The 15,085-nt window shown below is 51.7% G+C and carries 13 protein-coding genes; 6 read left to right on the top strand and 7 right to left on the bottom strand.

Features of this window, described 5'->3' with window-relative positions:
* Positions 1-63: 63 nt before the first annotated feature.
* Positions 64-738, bottom strand: coding sequence for an RluA family pseudouridine synthase (locus AJE_RS02685; protein WP_008949548.1), 675 nt, complete (start codon positions 736-738; stop codon positions 64-66).
* A gap of 205 nt (positions 739-943) precedes the next feature.
* Here AJE_RS02685 and AJE_RS02680 point away from each other — a divergent pair, with 205 nt between their 5' ends.
* Entirely contained in the window at positions 944-1,618 is a 675-nt protein-coding gene (locus AJE_RS02680; RefSeq protein WP_008949547.1) for an RluA family pseudouridine synthase, read from the top strand.
* Here the strand turns inward: AJE_RS02680 and AJE_RS02675 are convergent.
* Positions 1,615-3,072 carry a PAS domain-containing protein gene (locus AJE_RS02675; RefSeq protein ID WP_237709284.1) on the bottom strand — a complete coding sequence of 486 codons (1,458 nt, stop codon included), beginning with the start codon at positions 3,070-3,072 and terminating at the stop codon, positions 1,615-1,617. The genes AJE_RS02680 and AJE_RS02675 overlap by 4 nt on opposite strands.
* 214 nt (positions 3,073-3,286) lie before the next feature.
* Between AJE_RS02675 and AJE_RS02670 the strand changes: the two genes are divergently transcribed.
* Positions 3,287-4,291, top strand: a complete 1,005-nt coding sequence (locus AJE_RS02670) for a Kelch repeat-containing protein (protein ID WP_008949545.1) — start codon at positions 3,287-3,289, stop codon at positions 4,289-4,291.
* Here the strand turns inward: AJE_RS02670 and AJE_RS02665 are convergent.
* Positions 4,275-4,748, bottom strand: coding sequence for a hypothetical protein (locus tag AJE_RS02665; RefSeq protein ID WP_008949544.1), 474 nt, complete (start codon positions 4,746-4,748; stop codon positions 4,275-4,277). The genes AJE_RS02670 and AJE_RS02665 overlap by 17 nt on opposite strands.
* Before the next feature lie 293 nt (positions 4,749-5,041).
* Here AJE_RS02665 and AJE_RS02660 point away from each other — a divergent pair, with 293 nt between their 5' ends.
* On the top strand, positions 5,042-6,517 hold the full coding sequence (locus tag AJE_RS02660) for a DUF3360 family protein (protein WP_039927926.1): 1,476 nt from the start codon (positions 5,042-5,044) through the stop codon (positions 6,515-6,517).
* 100 nt (positions 6,518-6,617) lie between these two features.
* On the opposite strand, the gene AJE_RS17920 is transcribed toward AJE_RS02660, so the two are convergent.
* The 4 genes from AJE_RS17920 to AJE_RS02640 form a co-directional block, all read right to left on the bottom strand.
* Positions 6,618-7,367, bottom strand: a complete 750-nt coding sequence (locus AJE_RS17920) for a PEP-CTERM sorting domain-containing protein (protein WP_008949542.1) — start codon at positions 7,365-7,367, stop codon at positions 6,618-6,620.
* 209 nt (positions 7,368-7,576) lie between these two features.
* A complete protein-coding gene (locus AJE_RS02650; RefSeq protein ID WP_008949541.1) occupies positions 7,577-8,680 on the bottom strand; it encodes a helix-turn-helix transcriptional regulator in 1,104 nt (367 codons plus the stop codon).
* Between the two features lie 136 nt (positions 8,681-8,816).
* On the bottom strand, positions 8,817-11,498 hold the full coding sequence (locus AJE_RS02645) for an HAD-IC family P-type ATPase (protein ID WP_008949540.1): 2,682 nt from the start codon (positions 11,496-11,498) through the stop codon (positions 8,817-8,819).
* Between the two features lie 78 nt (positions 11,499-11,576).
* Entirely contained in the window at positions 11,577-12,491 is a 915-nt protein-coding gene (locus AJE_RS02640; RefSeq protein ID WP_008949539.1) for a LysR family transcriptional regulator, read from the bottom strand.
* A gap of 103 nt (positions 12,492-12,594) precedes the next feature.
* Between AJE_RS02640 and AJE_RS02635 the strand changes: the two genes are divergently transcribed.
* From AJE_RS02635 to catA, 3 genes are read left to right on the top strand one after another with little or no spacing between them, the layout of a single operon-like run.
* Entirely contained in the window at positions 12,595-13,707 is a 1,113-nt protein-coding gene (locus tag AJE_RS02635; protein WP_008949538.1) for a muconate/chloromuconate family cycloisomerase, read from the top strand.
* An 11-nt stretch (positions 13,708-13,718) separates the two neighbouring features.
* Positions 13,719-14,009: a muconolactone Delta-isomerase gene (gene catC / locus AJE_RS02630; RefSeq protein ID WP_008949537.1), complete on the top strand. Its 291-nt coding sequence runs from the start codon at positions 13,719-13,721 to the stop codon at positions 14,007-14,009.
* A 42-nt stretch (positions 14,010-14,051) separates the two neighbouring features.
* Positions 14,052-14,972: a catechol 1,2-dioxygenase gene (gene catA, locus AJE_RS02625; RefSeq protein WP_008949536.1), complete on the top strand. Its 921-nt coding sequence runs from the start codon at positions 14,052-14,054 to the stop codon at positions 14,970-14,972.
* Positions 14,973-15,085: the final 113 nt, after the last annotated feature.

The raw sequence follows: 15,085 nt of genomic DNA, 5'->3' as shown, positions 1-15,085 counted from the left end.
CGGGGCCATCCTTCAGCCAGCTGAGCTGAAGGGCGGCCCTGCGCTTTACTGAACTACCTTTGCTCACCAGTTACCGTTGGCACTAACAAAGTCGGTATCGGCGGTAAAGAGCAGGGGTTGCTGGCTGTATGGCTGCTGTAAACGCAGTTCTGCGGCATGCAGCAGTAAACGGGGGGCTGCCGCTGCCTGTTCGGGCGAGGCATAAAAATTATCCCCCAGGATCGGATGGCCCAACGCGGCCAGATGCACTCTTAGCTGATGTGAGCGCCCGGTTACCGGTCTTAGTTCTACTAAACTACAGTCTTGCCGTACCGCAATGCGTTGATAAAAGGTTTGTGCGGGTTTACCGGCAGCATCCACCCGCTGTTTGGGCGCCTGATCCGGATCAGCACTCAGGGGCAGATTAATTTCTCCCGGCTCAGCTGACATTACACCGGCGACTACCGCAAGATAGCGCTTTTTAACCAGCCGCTCGGCAAATTGCCGTTTTAACTCACGCTCCGCCTTGCGTCTTAACGCAAACACCACCACACCTGAGGTTCCGAGATCCAGCCGGTGCACCAATAACGCGGTTGGAAACTCGCGCTGTACCCGGCTAAGCAGTGAATCGCTAAGCTCTAACGCCCGGCCGGGATTTGTCAGCAAGCCGCTGGGTTTATTCACCACCAGCAAATCTTTATCCTGATACAAAATTTGCAGCGAGCCTGACGGAGGCTGGTAGAACTGATACGCACTCATCTGTAAATCCGCAACTTATCACCATCTTGGCGGCAGCTTAACGGCTTTGGCGCCGCCTGCAAGGCTTTTTTGCCAACCGTTAGGGGGTGTTGTTTCGTTTCGCGATTAAAACGCCGCCAGATTTACAAAACTCAATCAGCAAACGTCGACACGCCTCAGGCTAACTTGGTTATAATGCGCTGCATTACAGCATAGGAACCGGATTATGACAGCGGCGTTAGACGAATTGGCAATTTTGCCGGCAACCAACCAGGCCTACCACATCCTGTATCAGGATGAAGCCTTATTGGTGGTTGATAAGCCGACTAAACTGTTAACTGTGCCGGGCCGGCATCCGGCGAACCGCGACTGCTTGATTAGCCGGGTACAGTGTGAATTCCCGGGCGCACAGGTGGTGCACCGGCTGGATTACGACACCTCTGGCATAGTGCTGCTGCCACTGACTAAAAAAGCACTGTCAGCGCTAAGTAAGCAATTTCAGGCGAGAAGCATTAGCAAGCTCTATCAGGCCCGCGTGGCCGGCCAATTATCCGCTGCTGTCGGAGAAATTAATTTGCCAATCGCACCAGACGCTGAGCGCCGGCCACTGTATAAAATTTGTCAGCTAACCGGTAAGCCTTCATTAACACATTATCGTGTGCTGGAATACCGGGCAGGGGACGACAGCACTTTAGTGGAGCTGGAGCCGGTAACAGGTCGCTCGCATCAGCTGCGCTTGCATTTGGCTGCCATTGGCCATCCGATCCTGGGGGACAGCCTTTACGCCTCGCCGGCGCAGGCCGCCATGGCTCCCCGATTATTGTTGCATGCGCAACAGATCCGTTTGCAACACCCGAACACAGCCAAAGAGCTCACTCTAACAGCCACTATTGATTTCTAAGTGGTTGTCGCCGGGTCTGGCTGTAACAACACATGGATCCCGGAGTCTGATGGATACAGCAGCAGAGTAACTTCAGTAGAAATATTGGGTACGCGCAAGCGCAACTGCTCAGGCTTGCTGCGCATAAAACTGCGTTGGATTGCGCTGGTCAAGCCACTAAAATCCTGACCGGGACGATAAAATACTTCGGTCAACGCTTTACCCATTACCGGTATTTTCGGATCGGCAAACAGCTCCAGCGCACTTTGATTCATAAAAGTAAAATTCAGGTGCTGATCCAGAGTAAAGAACGGATCTGACACATCATTAAGGGTTTGATAGAGCGCTTGTCGCAGTTGGTCAGTCTGTTGCCACAGCCGCTTTTGTTCGCTGATGTCCATCGCCGAGCCAAACCAATACAGTAGTTGGCCTCTGTCATCATAGATTGGTCGGGCCGAGGTCAAATGCCAGATATAGCTGCCGTCTTGGCGGCATATCCGAAATTCAATTTGATAATGGCTCTTGCTGCTAACACATTTTAGCCAATAAGCCGCAGTGCGCTCGCGGTCATCCGGGTGTAGTAATGCTAACCAATCACTAACAATCTGACTGGTTGTTTTGCCACTAAATTGCGCGAACGTATCCGAGACAAAATCAATCATGCCGTCCGCTGTCGCTGTCCATACCTTCACCGGCATACTGTCAGCCAATTGCTTAAAGCGTAATTGTAATGAGTTGGCACGCTGCGCTTCGTCGTAATGCTGTTGAATATTTTGCAGCAGCCCGCGGATCAGCTCCAGCTCTGCCGGATCGGCATAGGCAATTAATCTCACCCAGATAGCGCTGTGGTGCTCGTTGTGTAGCTTCAATTCCAGGCTTAACGGCTCAGCTCTGGTTAAAACCTGCTCCAGTTGTTGCTTTAAATCCTCTTGTTCATGCCATTCAAAACAGCAGACAAATTGTTCCAGTGTTAATTCACTAAGTGTTACCCCTAATAAATGCTGGCTAATCGTATCCAGTTTAACTTTCTTCTGGTGACAATCCAGCCACCAATGACTTAACCCTGCCACCTTGTTAACCAGCGCCAAATCCAAACGCATTTGCGATTCATGCTGCTGCTGTTGTTGTTGGGCGCGTCGAAATTGGATCCCCTGTATCCCAAACCACCATAACAACAGTATGGCAAGGCAAGAAATACTGCGGTTTGCGATAACATAAAACGCCGAGAATTCGGCAGGCGCAGTGGGTGCAATAAAAAAGCCCAGCCAAATGCCGAAAAGAGCAAACAGCGCAGAGCCATGTAACAACAAACGGTTGGTGCTTAGACCGGCTAAAGCAATAACAGGCGTGTAGAGGATGCCGTGTGCAAATCCAAGCTGCGTCAGGCTGTCAGTAAATAGTACCAACAGTAAAGCAATACACACCAGCCAGCTTGCAGCCTGGCTGTGCTGCATAAAATTAACTAACCTGGGCATTAGCATCCCTATTCATCCAGCTTGACAGTTCCATTAATACTTACGTCCTGAATTTTCTGCTGGTTGGCTGGCCGTGGAATAAATTTTTAAGCCAAGCATGATAAGCTTTATATTTAGGTATAACACACTCCATTGTTGTTGTGTAATTTTATTGTTAATTGTCGATTTAAATAATCTTAGCTGCAGACCCAAACCTAAATTGAGGCAAACCCCTATGTTAAATACTTTTTTATTGCAACTGAGTGCTATCTTGATAGGGAGTACGGTAGTCAGCAGTAGCTGGCAAGACGAAGCGGCTATGCCGTTACCGGTACAGGAAATCTATCCCGCCGTGCATCAACAGCAGATCTGGGTTGTCGGTGGCTTAAGCAGTACCCTGGGCCAAGATACGCCGCCGGTAACGGCTAAAGTACAGCAGTACTCACTTAACCAGCGGCAATGGCAACAGGGCAATGACTTACCTGAACCGCGGCATCATAGTTATCTGGTATCCGTGGCTAACCAGCTGTTCTCCTTTGGTGGTTTTGTTGTGACAGAACAAGGCTGGTGGACCAACAGCCCGGATATTTTGTTATTAAATCCGCAAAATGGCCAATGGCAAAAAGTCGCTGAGCTACCGGCCCCCCTGAGTGAAGCCGTAGCTAGCGTGATTGACGGTAAGGTTCATCTGGCCTCTGGTCGCACTGCGACGGCAGAAAAAAATGGCCAGTGGCGCGACAACACTGATGTCGCCTGGCATTGGATCTTCGACCCCGCCAGTTATCAAATCACGGAAGCGGCCGCATTGCCTACCGCGCGTAACAGTGCGGCCGGAGCTTTGCTGCACGGGCGTTGGCATGTGGTAGGCGGTCGAACGGTCGCAGCGGGTAATCTGGCTGTGCACGAAGTATTTGATCCACAAAGTAACAGCTGGCAACAACGGGCTCCGTTACCAGAGGCCCAGGCAGGACTGGCCGCAGCCGTAGTTGCCGATACCTTATTAGTTTTTGGTGGCGAGCACTTTATCGATGGTGGTGGCGTATTCAGTACCGTTTGGCAATACCTGCCAGCTGAAGATCGCTGGCAAGCGCTAACGTCCTTACCTATAGCCCGGCATGGCCATGGCGCTGTCGTTGTTGACGAACAAGTCTATGTGATTGGTGGTGCTGCCGAAGTCGGATTAAAGGCGACGCTGGGGCAGTTACAGCGCTTAACGTTAGCGCCTAAACCTGCAAATTAACCATTAAACCGCTACCCGACGCCGGTGGTCTGGCAATAAAGTTAAACAACGCCGTTGCATTACTGGCAGTATTAGTTGGCGTGGCAGTTTCCCGGCGTGATGCGGCTACCTGACTAGCCGCTTCATTGTCGGCATCGGTATCGGTTTCACCATTATCAGCGCCTGTGGCACGCTCAAGCGCTGCTGTTAGCCGTTCATTACTTCGTTGCTGGCTGGTATCCAAACGATCACTGGCCGCCAGATTCTGCTGCAATAGGGTGGCGCGATTAGCCGATTCGGCGGCTTCAGAGTCCAACTCTCTGGCTTGTTGCTGCGCCGCTCTGGCCTCGCGTCGTTTGGCTGCCGCTTGCTGCTCCAGCGCTTGCGCCTGTTGCTCAGCTTGCTGTGCCTGGCGCTCGGTTTGCTGGCGCAATAAGGTGTTCACCGGAAAGGGACTATTAGTGATAGCGGAAATCATCGCTATTTATACTCCAAAGTTGCACACTGTGCTGGTGAAATATTAACCTTTTTAACTATAGCTAATAGACTAAAAATTACCATACCTATCTTACGACTTCGCCTGAATTTATTGGGCTGCAGCGGGATAGCCCGGCTAGAGTGATAACTTTCACCCAGCAGTCTGGCGCGATAAATATCTGCTAAGGTTGCGGCCTTTCGCCAAGGTTAGCAAAAAGCTATTCGACTTTAGCCACATTGACCTGAGCGCCATCCCTTCCTAGGATGCCAGCATTGTGTTTTTTGGTATCCTTTATGTCTGTAAAACCCCCTTCTGATTATTTGCAACAGCGCCGGCCGCGGCAGCACTTCTCTGATCGTGCCGCTTATCTGGAACACGAGCTACAGGCGATGGCACCGAAACGCTGGCGCCCCAATCTGCCTTTTAAAGACTACCGCTTTGAATGGGAAGATCTGGTACCAGCAACGGCGGCGACCATTGGTAAAATCGTGATGGTGGCGGCAATTGTCGCTGCCTTTGCCGGTCCCTTGGGCTTATCCGATGCCTTTGTTATCGAGAACGTGCGCTTTGAGATGCTGATCGCTGCAGTGCTGTTCGTTATTTTGATTTCAGGCTTTCTCAATCCGGTGGCCAACCTGGCAGGCACTCATGGCCCGCTGATCCCATTAATACCGTTGATCGTTGCTGCCGGGGGGCATCCCATGGCGCTCGGCATCCTGATTGGCGTTTTGGGCTTTATCTTAGGCATTACCAAGGGAGGAAGCTTACTGGCCAAACTTACCAGTAACGGCGTCTGTGGTGGCTTGTTGTTGTATCTCGGCTTTATTGGCTTACAAGCCCAAATCAAGCATCTTTTCAGCTGGGCAACAGGTTTTGATATGGCCTACCTGGCGTTTGTTATTATCCTGGCAGTCATTATCTTATACGCATATCTGGAGCATATTCAAAAGCGTTGGTTGGCGATCCCCTTGGGATCGGCACTGGCGGCCTTGTTAGCCTGGAGCTTGGGGGCGCCTTTTAGTTTTCAAACCGAACCTGGTATCCCTAATCTCAACCCGGCTTACTGGTGGGGAGCCGACACCGGTTGGCAACTCGGGCTGCCAACGTTACAACACTTTCTGGCTGTTGCGCCCTTTGCGGTGCTGGCTGTAGCGATGTGGTCGCCCGATTTCCTCGGACACCGGGTATTTCAACAACTCAATTACCCGGCAAAGACAGACAAAGTATTGATGAATATTGACGATACCATGTGCTCGGCAGCGACCCGTCAGGTAACGGGCAGTTTGCTGGGCGGGGGTAACATCGCCTCGTCCTGGGGCACCTATATTATCCCGGCATCAATAGCGCGCCGCCCCATTCCTGCCGGGGCAGTGCTTACCGGGCTATTTTGTATTATTGCCGCACTCTGGGGGTATCCCATGGATCTGGCTGTATGGCCACCGGTGCTTAGTGTGGCCTTAATGGTTGGCGTTTTTATTCCGCTGCTTGAAGCCGGCATGCAAATGACCCGCGAGGGCAAAACCACCCAATCAGCCGCTATTGTCATTTTCTCGTCAGCGCTAGTGAATCCGGTGTTTGGCTGGTCGCTAACCGTATTGCTGGATAATCTGGGTATTATCGGTTGTAAAGAACGCGGCAAAGGTCTAGGGCATCTGGGGCGCTGGATAGTGCCAGGTATTGTATTTATTGTGCTATGCACGGTGATGGCAGCTATCGGCATGTTTCCGGGCATTCCAGCCTTTTTACCATCATTTCGCCTGACAGTTTAGGAGCAATCGTAACCTGAAGCATGAATCTAAGCAGCGTCTTAGGCAAAGTTCTAAAACGCTGCAATTTTGTCGTTTTGTTGTATAAAGTAGTGATAAAAACTCAAGCATTGTATGTGCGCGTGATCCTGCGGCGATATGCTAAACCGATCAAACCTAACGTAATTAGACTCAGCGAAGTTGGAACTGACACAGGCAATGGGGTTGTTGGTGACGAGTTGATCTGACGCACTAGCGCAATACCGTGACCTGCAACTGTTGAGCTTAATGTCACATAATCATTATAAAGTAATGCCTCATGGTGATATTGCTCTAATTCAAAATTGCCTGACCAGCCCCAATAGCGTCTGAGTGCATCATCATTGACGCTTGCTAATTTAAATAGCCCATTACTGTCGGTATCAGAACCATATATAGCGGAAGAGCGAATATAGGGATCGCTCGAGATATAACAACCAACTTGTATTGAGGATGAACAAGTAGTTGTAAAGGTCATCCCAAACATTTGAATAAATAGCGAGTGGCGACTTGTTTCAGATGGCGTCCAAGGTACGTAAGAAAACAAAGTCACATCTTCTACTGAATACCAATCCGATCGGCCAAATTCAAAAGCATTAAACAGTGCTGTCATTTGATCATTTGAAGCGAGCTCCCACCCATTGCTCGCGTAATGTATAAGTGCAGCATTGATACTCATACCCTTGGTGACATCCCACATTAGCCACTCCAGCCCACCACCGATAACAATATTGCTTGAGCTATCTCTGGAGTAGCCGTTGTATTCAATTAAGCTGGCATGCGCCATACAACAGGCAAGTAGCAGCGCTGTGCCAGCAAAGATTTTCTTAAACATGATTGTGCTTCCTCGTTTTAGTTACGACGAAGTCAAGTAAGCAAGAAAAACACCAAAAATAAAATTTGATTAAAATCAATGATTTGATTTTGTTTTTAGTCTTGGGCGTTCGTAGGTTGTGAGATATATAGACTACTACAATTGGCGTACTTCGACCTTTCAGAGAAAGTGTTAAAGTGCTGTAACATAAAAATTGTGTACAACCACCGCTAATGCCGAAACTGGCCAAGTAGCAGCATCAGCTCGCTTTGAGAATTAACCCGGCACTTAGCAAAAATCGTCTGTAAGTGCTTTCTTAGCGTATGGTAGCTGATCTGCATTTGCGCTGAGAGTTCGGTCAGTTTCTGGTTGTTATGCAGCGCCTGGACCAGTTCCAGCTCCCGCGAGGTCAGGCCATATTCAGTTTTAACCGCATACCAGCCAATAGCTTGCTGATAGTTAATCGTTAACAAGCACAGATTGTCGCAGCCATTCTCCAGCTCTAACCAGCGCAGTGGTGCCAGGGTTAGGGTAACCTGCATATTGGTATCATCAGTACTCAGCTGTAAATAAAGCCGCTCCTGATTAAGTAACTCAGCGTGCAAGCACTGCTTAAGTAAAGCTCGAAAGCGCAGTTGCTCGGCTGACAAGCATAATTGAAAGCGATTGCCCTGACGCGTCCAGTAGGGCAGCAGGGCCAGGATCCGATCTGCCGGTGCATTACTTAGCTGGATATCTGCATCACCATCCAGCACGAGCAGCGCTTTATCACTTTGATTTAAAACTACTTTCAGCATTTCCTGTTGTTGGCTGATATCCCGGAATAGCGTAAACAAACGCATGGCTTGCTGCACATGGGGACCAAGTTGGGTTAAAAGCTGATAACAATCTGGTTCATAGGGCGAGTCGTCCGGACCGCGATTAATCACCAGGCTGGAGTCATAATTTTCATCCCGGATCACGACCATGCCTAAAGCATGATGACTGCGAAGCGGTGCCAGGATCAGATGATAAAACTCAGAGCTTTTATAGCTATCAACCTCGATGACTTCGGTCGGGGATACTATCTCGCCCTCGGGTAAATACCTGACCACCTCAAATAAGGGATCTTCAAGGTGGCGTTGCTGATAGGCAATTAAAGCGGCTGGTGAATAGTCAAAATTAAACACGGTATTAATAAATAGCGGGCTATCATCGGTTATCTTTTTCAGCGAAATAAACGCCTTATTCGACTTGGTAATGTCGGCGAGCAGTTGCAGAAAAGGTTGGAAATTACTGCTTGCGACACTGCCGTAGAGTAAATAAATAAGCTGCGAAAGGTTGCTTGATTCCATGCCAAGGTTCACCTCAGTGAGATAACGCCTCTAAACTTAGCAAAGAACTTTTAATTAGCAAGTGGGGTCAGGTCTTGCTTTTTGCCTTTTGAGCAAAAAGCAAGACCTGACCCCCAAAGCCGTGACCCCCAAAGCCTTACCAGAGTAGCTTTTTCTCTACTTCAACCAACAGCATCACCAGCAAAGCCGCGCCAAGCGACCATAACCAGTGTTGCAGGCTAAGGGGTTGGGTGCCAAACCACAGTTGCAGCAGCGGACTGTAGACAAAGGCCAGCTGTAACAACACCAGTATGCCGATCGCCAGCCAGGCAATGCGGTTGGTAAATAGCAGTGTGGGTTTAAGGCTAAAGTTATTCAGATGCCGGCTGTTTAGCAAGTAACCGGCCTGCGCCACCACCAGTGCCGTTACTGTTACCGTGCGGGCGGTGGCCAGATCCAGGCCCTGTGCTAATGCCAGCTGAAATAGTGCCATGGCACTGCCGCCAATTAATAAGGATACCAGGGCGATACGGCGCAAAAAGGCAGCACTTAACAACGCTGCGCTACTTTGTCGCGGCGGGCGCTGCATCACACCTGGCTCGGCCGGTTCAAACGCCAGCGCCAGTGCCAGTGTAATGGCCACCACCATATTTACCCATAAAATTTGTACAGGTGTCAGCGGCAGTGTCATGCCAAATAACACGGCACAAAGCATTACCAAGCCCTGAGCGCCGTTGGTTGGCAGAATAAACAAAATGGCTTTACGCAGGTTATCGTAAATGGTGCGCCCTTCGGCCACCGCTGCTGCGATAGTGCTAAAGTTATCGTCAGCCAGCACAATATCCGCGGCTTCTTTACTGGCCTCCGAGCCTTTAATGCCCATCGCCACGCCAACATCAGCCTGTTTTAATGCCGGCGCATCATTGACGCCATCGCCGGTCATCGCCACCACTTCGCCCTGTTGCTGCAGCGCCTGTACCAGCCGCAATTTATGCTCCGGGCTGGTACGGGCAAAAATATCGCCGGCCAATGCCATCTGCTGTAATTGTTCGCTACTGGCTTGCTCCAGCTGTTGCCCGGTATAGACCTTAAGCGTGGCATCGGCCGCTAAACCCATCTCCTGGCCAATGGCTTCTGCCGTACCGGCATGATCGCCGGTGATCATCTTTACCCGGATCCCGGCGGCCCGACAGGCGGCAATAGCGCTAATGGCTTCCGGGCGCGGTGGGTCGATAATACCAATCAGGCCATAAAAACAAAGCCCGGTTAAATCGTTAAGCCCCAGTTCGGTTTGTTCGGTATCACCGCCCGCAGCGGCCAGCACCCTTAGCCCTTGCGAGCTTAATAGATTAAGTTGCTGCTGCCAGAATGCCTCATTTAATGGCTCGGTTTGCCCCTGGGCATTCAGCTGTATTGAACAGCGCGGTAATAAGCGATCTGGCGCACCTTTTACCAGCAATTGCCGGCTGCCGTTGCGGTGTTGTTCCAGACTGGCCATAAATTTATTTTCCGACTCAAACGGGATCACCGCTAAGCGCTGATGTTGTTCCCGCTCAAAGCCGGCTTTTTCCGCCAAACAAAGCAGGGCGCCCTCGGTAGGCTCGCCATGTACCAGCCACTGACCGTCTTTTTCCACCAGCTGACTATCGTTGGCTACGGCGATCACTTCAATTAACGCTGCCAGCGCCGGATGTGCTGCCAGGTTTACCGGCTCTTGTGCCAAGCGCAGCTGCCCTTGCGGCTGATAACCGACGCCGCTAATCTGATACAGGCCTTGTACGGTGACGACTTCTTTGGCCGTCATTTCGTTACGGGTCAGGGTGCCGGTTTTATCCGAACAAATCACCGTTACCGCGCCCAGGGTTTCCACTGCATTTAAGCGCCGGGTAATAGCTTTGCGATCTGCCATTTGTTTTACCCCCAGCGCCAGCGTAATGGTCAGAATAGCCGGCAAGCCCTCAGGAATCGCCGCTACTGCAAAACCAATCGCCGCCAGAAACACCTCTGCGTGACTATAGTCGTGTAGCAACATGCCGACAGCCAGCATTAATAGCGCCAGTAATGCAATTACCAGTGCCAGATAGCGGCCAAACTGGTTCATTTGCCGGGTTAGCGGCGTGGTAATACCCTGTACTTCGGATAACAGCTGGTTGATTTGACCAATTTCCGTTGCCGCGCCGATAGCGGTCACCACGGCAATACCGCGCCCTGACGTGACCAGGGTGCCGGAAAAGGCCAGACAACTGCGATCGCCAAGTGCCGCATCCGGCGCAACTGGTTCGGTTTGTTTGGCTACCGGCTGCGACTCACCGGTGAGCGCCGACTCTTCAATCCGCAGCTCAGTGGTATCTAATAAGCGTAAGTCGGCCGGAACCCGATCCCCAGAGCGGATCTTTACCACATCGCCCGGCACCAGCTGCTCGGCCGGCACTTGCTGCCACTGGCCATCGCGACAGACATTGGCATGCACCGACAACATCTGGCGGATCCCGGCCAAAGCCTGTTCGGCCTTACCTTCCTGAATAAAGCCGATAATGGCATTAATAATCACCACCGCCAGAATCACTGCGGTGTCCAGCCAGTGGCCGAGCAGGGCCGTAACCGCAGCCGAAAATAACAGTACGTAGATCAGGGTGTCATGAAAGTGTTTAAAAAAGCGATACCACAGTGAGGGGCCAGCCGCCTGTGGCAGCAGGTTAGAGCCGTATTGCGCTGCCCGGTGCTGTGCTTGCGCCGCGGTTAAACCCTGCTCAGCGCTATTAAGCGTCGCCAGCACCTGATTAGCGCTCAGGCTGTGAGCGTTAACAGGTGCTGCCGTTTTTGGTTTGCCGGTCGCCATAATATTGTTCCTTTTTTCACCAGTTAAATACAGTATGCCAGAAAATTTCTGCCAACAGCCTGCGCTGCATCAAAAGGCTTACAGCTCTTCGCGGATATAGCGGATGCGCTCGTCTTCGTATACCTGGTAGATGTTTTGCAATAATGCTTTTAAATCATCCGAATGTTCACCCATCCTGATACTCATTATCACCGGTGACACCGCGCGTTGCTCGTCCAGATCCAAATAGCTGACATCCTGGCGGATAAAGGCATGCATACTGCTGGGTACTATCGTCAGGCCTTCACCGGCGGCGACTAAACCGATAGCAATTTGCAGCTCCCGCACTTCAATCACCTTATTCGGCGTTAAGCCGCGATCATAAAACAGCGCCAGGATCTGATCGGCAAAGCTCGGTCGCGGCTGCTTTGGGAACACCAAGAGCGGCTGATCAATCAGATCGCGCAGCGTCAACTTCTGGCCTTTTTTGGCCAGGGCATGCGAGGAAGGCAGCGCCACCATTAGCGGCTCTTCGCGCAGCAAAATACGTCGGATACTGGGATCCTCGACCCGTAAGCGGCCAAAACCAACATCAATTTTGCCGGCTTTTAGCGCTTCAATCTGCTCTGAGGTGGTCATTTCGTGCAGGGTCAGCTCGACGTTGGCATGCTGCTCGCGAAACTGGCGGATAATTCGTGGCAGCAAGCCATATAGTGTAGTAGCAACAAAACCAATCGATAAACTGCGCTCTATTTTGCCAACCCGCTGCGTCATGGTTTTGATTTCAGCACTTTTGGCCAGCAGCCGTTTGGCATGGGTATATAAAAATTTGCCGGCTTCGGTCAGCTGCAACGGCCGGCTGCTGCGTTCGAATAAGCTGACACCAAGTTCATCTTCTAATTGCTGAATTTGCCGGCTAAGTGGCGGCTGGGCAATAAAAAGCCGCTCCGCCGCCCGGGTAAAATTCTGCTCTTCTGCCACTGCGACAAAATACCGTAAATGCCGAATTTCCATCGTTTATACCTTTTTGGTATGGAGTTGATACCAACATAGTGTTGGAACTGCGATTAACGCCGAAGTATTGTCCGGTTATCCGATTTAACTATACCGAAACGATATGATCAAGGCGATTGAAACAATTCTGATAGATATCCCGACCATCCGGCCCCACAAGTTGTCGGTAGCGACGATGAGCACCCAAACTCTGGTACTGGTGCAAATCCAAACTGACGACGGTTACAGCGGCTGGGGCGAAGCCACCACCATCGGCGGCCTGAAATATGGCGACGAAAGCCCGGAAAGCGTAGCGGTGAATATTCGCCAGCATATCGCGCCCTTATTACTACAGCAAGATGAGCGTCAGGTCGGCGCCCTGATGTACCGCCTGCGTAAAAATATCCGTGGCAACCGTTTTGCCAAATGTGCGCTGGAAACTGCGCTGCTGGATATTCAGGCACAGCGTCTGGGTGTGCCAATGAGCGAACTTTTGGGTGGCCGCCTGCGTGACAGCGTACCGGTGCTCTGGACTCTGGCCAGCGGCGATACCGCCAAGGATATCGATGAAGCGCAAATGATGCTCGACTTGCGCCGCCACAACAGCTTCAAACTGAAAATCGGTTTAAACAGCATTCAGCACGACGTTAAGCATGTACTGGCAATTAAAAAAGCGCTCGGTGCTGACGTCAGTATCCGCGTCGACGTCAACCAGGCCTGGTCGGAACTGCAGGCCACCGCCGCGATCCAGCAGTTACAGGATGGTGGTATCGATTTAATTGAACAGCCACTAAAAGCGGAAAACCGCGCCGGTATGGCACGGCTGGCACAGCGCTTTAGCGTGGCCATTATGGCCGACGAAACCCTGAACGGCCCGCAGGATGCGTGGGAAGTGGCGCGCCTGAATGCCGCTGATGTGTTTGCGGTAAAAATTGCCCAGTCCGGCGGCCTGACCCAGGCCAAAGAGCTTGGCACCATCGCCCGTTTAGCAGGCATTAGCCTGTACGGCGGCACCATGCTGGAAGGCGCTGTTGGCACCATGGCCTCGGCCCAGCTGTTCGCCACCTTCGATGAACTGGAATTTGGTACCGAATTATTCGGCCCGCTGCTGCTAAAGCAGGACATTCTGGCCGAGCCACTGCAATACCGTGATTTTGCGCTGCAACTGCCGACCACACCGGGTCTGGGGCTGGCGCTGGATCTTGACAAAATTGCTGCCTGGCGTCGCCCGGCTTAAGGAGCTTTAGCATGTTATTTCAAGTACGGATGGATGTAAGCATCCCCGCCCATTTAAGCGAAACCGAGGTCAACGACCTTAAAAACCGCGAAAAAGCGCTGGCGCAGCAACTGCAGCAAAGTGGCAAATGGCGCCATCTATGGCGCATTGCCGGCCAGTATGCCAACACCAGTATTTTTGATGTAGCCAGTAACGAAGAGCTGCACAACCTGCTGCTGTCGTTGCCGCTGTATCCCTTTATGCAGATTGAGGTCACACCGCTGTGCCGGCATCCGTCCTCGATCCATGACGACGACCGTTAAACCACTCTCACACATAATTTGATACCGACAGGGGACAACACCATGACACATAACGAAATCGACCAGTTAGTAAAAGGCTTTATTATCGACGCCGCCCAATCTGCAGCGAACCCGCGGGTACAGCAAATTGTACTGCGCTTGGTAAGTGACTTATTCAAAGCGATTGAAGATCTGGATCTTAGCGCCAGCGAAGTTTGGAAGGGTTTAGAGTTTCTGCAGGAAGCGGGCGGCCGCATGGAGCTGGGCTTAATTGCCCCGGGCATCGGCTTAGATCGCTTCCTCGATATCCGTTTTGACGAAGCCGAAGCCAAGCTTGGTATCACCGGTGGCACGCCACGTACTATCGAAGGTCCGCTGTATGTGGCCGGTGCGCCTGTTGCCAAAGGCTTTGCGCGACTGGATGACGGTACTGAGTCTGAACAAGGCAAGGTGTTGTTTATGCAGGGCACCGTCTATGGCGCCGATGGCAAGCCGCTGCCGAACAGCCAGGTTGAAGTTTGGCATGCCAACCTGCTCGGTAACTACTCATTCTTTGATAAATCGCAGTCTGATTTTAACCTGCGCCGCACCATCATTACTGACGACAACGGCCGTTATCAGTTCCAGAGCATCGTACCTAAAGGCTACGGCTGTCCGCCAAATGGCAGCACCGCCAAATTACTGGGGTTATTAGGCCGTCACGGTCAGCGCCCGGCCCATATCCACTTTTTTGTCAGCGCCGCCGGTCATCGCAAACTGACCACCCAAATCAATATCGACGGCGACGAATACCTGTGGGACGACTTTGCCTTTGCCAGTCGTGAAGGCCTGGTGCCGCCGGTGGTTGAAGTCAGCGATCCGGCTGAACTGGCCAAGCATGGTGTCAGCAAACCGTTCGCCTCAATTGATTTTGACTTCCACTTAAATGCAGAAGTGGCGGCCGCGCCAACGACAGAAGTTGAGCGGCGTCGCGCCCGGGCCTGAGCTTAGGCTTAGTTCGCCAGGAGTTAACTCCTGGTTCTAACCGGGTTCCCTTGGCGCAGCAGTTGGGTAAGCCATAGTAGAGACTGCTGCGCCTTTTTTCAGGCTGTATGAAA

The sequence above is a fragment of the Alishewanella jeotgali KCTC 22429 genome (genome assembly GCF_000245735.1).
GTDB classification, from domain to species: Bacteria; Pseudomonadota; Gammaproteobacteria; order Enterobacterales; family Alteromonadaceae; genus Alishewanella; species Alishewanella jeotgali.
Note: the sequence above shows the minus strand (reverse complement) of the source record. Positions and strands in the feature narration are given on the sequence as shown.

Coding starts and splice junctions, on each gene's coding strand:
- AJE_RS02685 (WP_008949548.1), bottom strand. CDS start 738: ATGAGTGCGTATCAGTTCTACCAGCCTCCGTCAGGCTCGCTGCAAATT.
- AJE_RS02680 (WP_008949547.1), top strand. CDS start 944: ATGACAGCGGCGTTAGACGAATTGGCAATTTTGCCGGCAACCAACCAG.
- AJE_RS02675 (WP_237709284.1), bottom strand. CDS start 3,072: ATGCCCAGGTTAGTTAATTTTATGCAGCACAGCCAGGCTGCAAGCTGG.
- AJE_RS02670 (WP_008949545.1), top strand. CDS start 3,287: ATGTTAAATACTTTTTTATTGCAACTGAGTGCTATCTTGATAGGGAGT.
- AJE_RS02665 (WP_008949544.1), bottom strand. CDS start 4,748: ATGATTTCCGCTATCACTAATAGTCCCTTTCCGGTGAACACCTTATTG.
- AJE_RS02660 (WP_039927926.1), top strand. CDS start 5,042: ATGTCTGTAAAACCCCCTTCTGATTATTTGCAACAGCGCCGGCCGCGG.
- AJE_RS17920 (WP_008949542.1), bottom strand. CDS start 7,367: ATGTTTAAGAAAATCTTTGCTGGCACAGCGCTGCTACTTGCCTGTTGT.
- AJE_RS02650 (WP_008949541.1), bottom strand. CDS start 8,680: ATGGAATCAAGCAACCTTTCGCAGCTTATTTATTTACTCTACGGCAGT.
- AJE_RS02645 (WP_008949540.1), bottom strand. CDS start 11,498: ATGGCGACCGGCAAACCAAAAACGGCAGCACCTGTTAACGCTCACAGC.
- AJE_RS02640 (WP_008949539.1), bottom strand. CDS start 12,491: ATGGAAATTCGGCATTTACGGTATTTTGTCGCAGTGGCAGAAGAGCAG.
- AJE_RS02635 (WP_008949538.1), top strand. CDS start 12,595: ATGATCAAGGCGATTGAAACAATTCTGATAGATATCCCGACCATCCGG.
- catC (WP_008949537.1), top strand. CDS start 13,719: ATGTTATTTCAAGTACGGATGGATGTAAGCATCCCCGCCCATTTAAGC.
- catA (WP_008949536.1), top strand. CDS start 14,052: ATGACACATAACGAAATCGACCAGTTAGTAAAAGGCTTTATTATCGAC.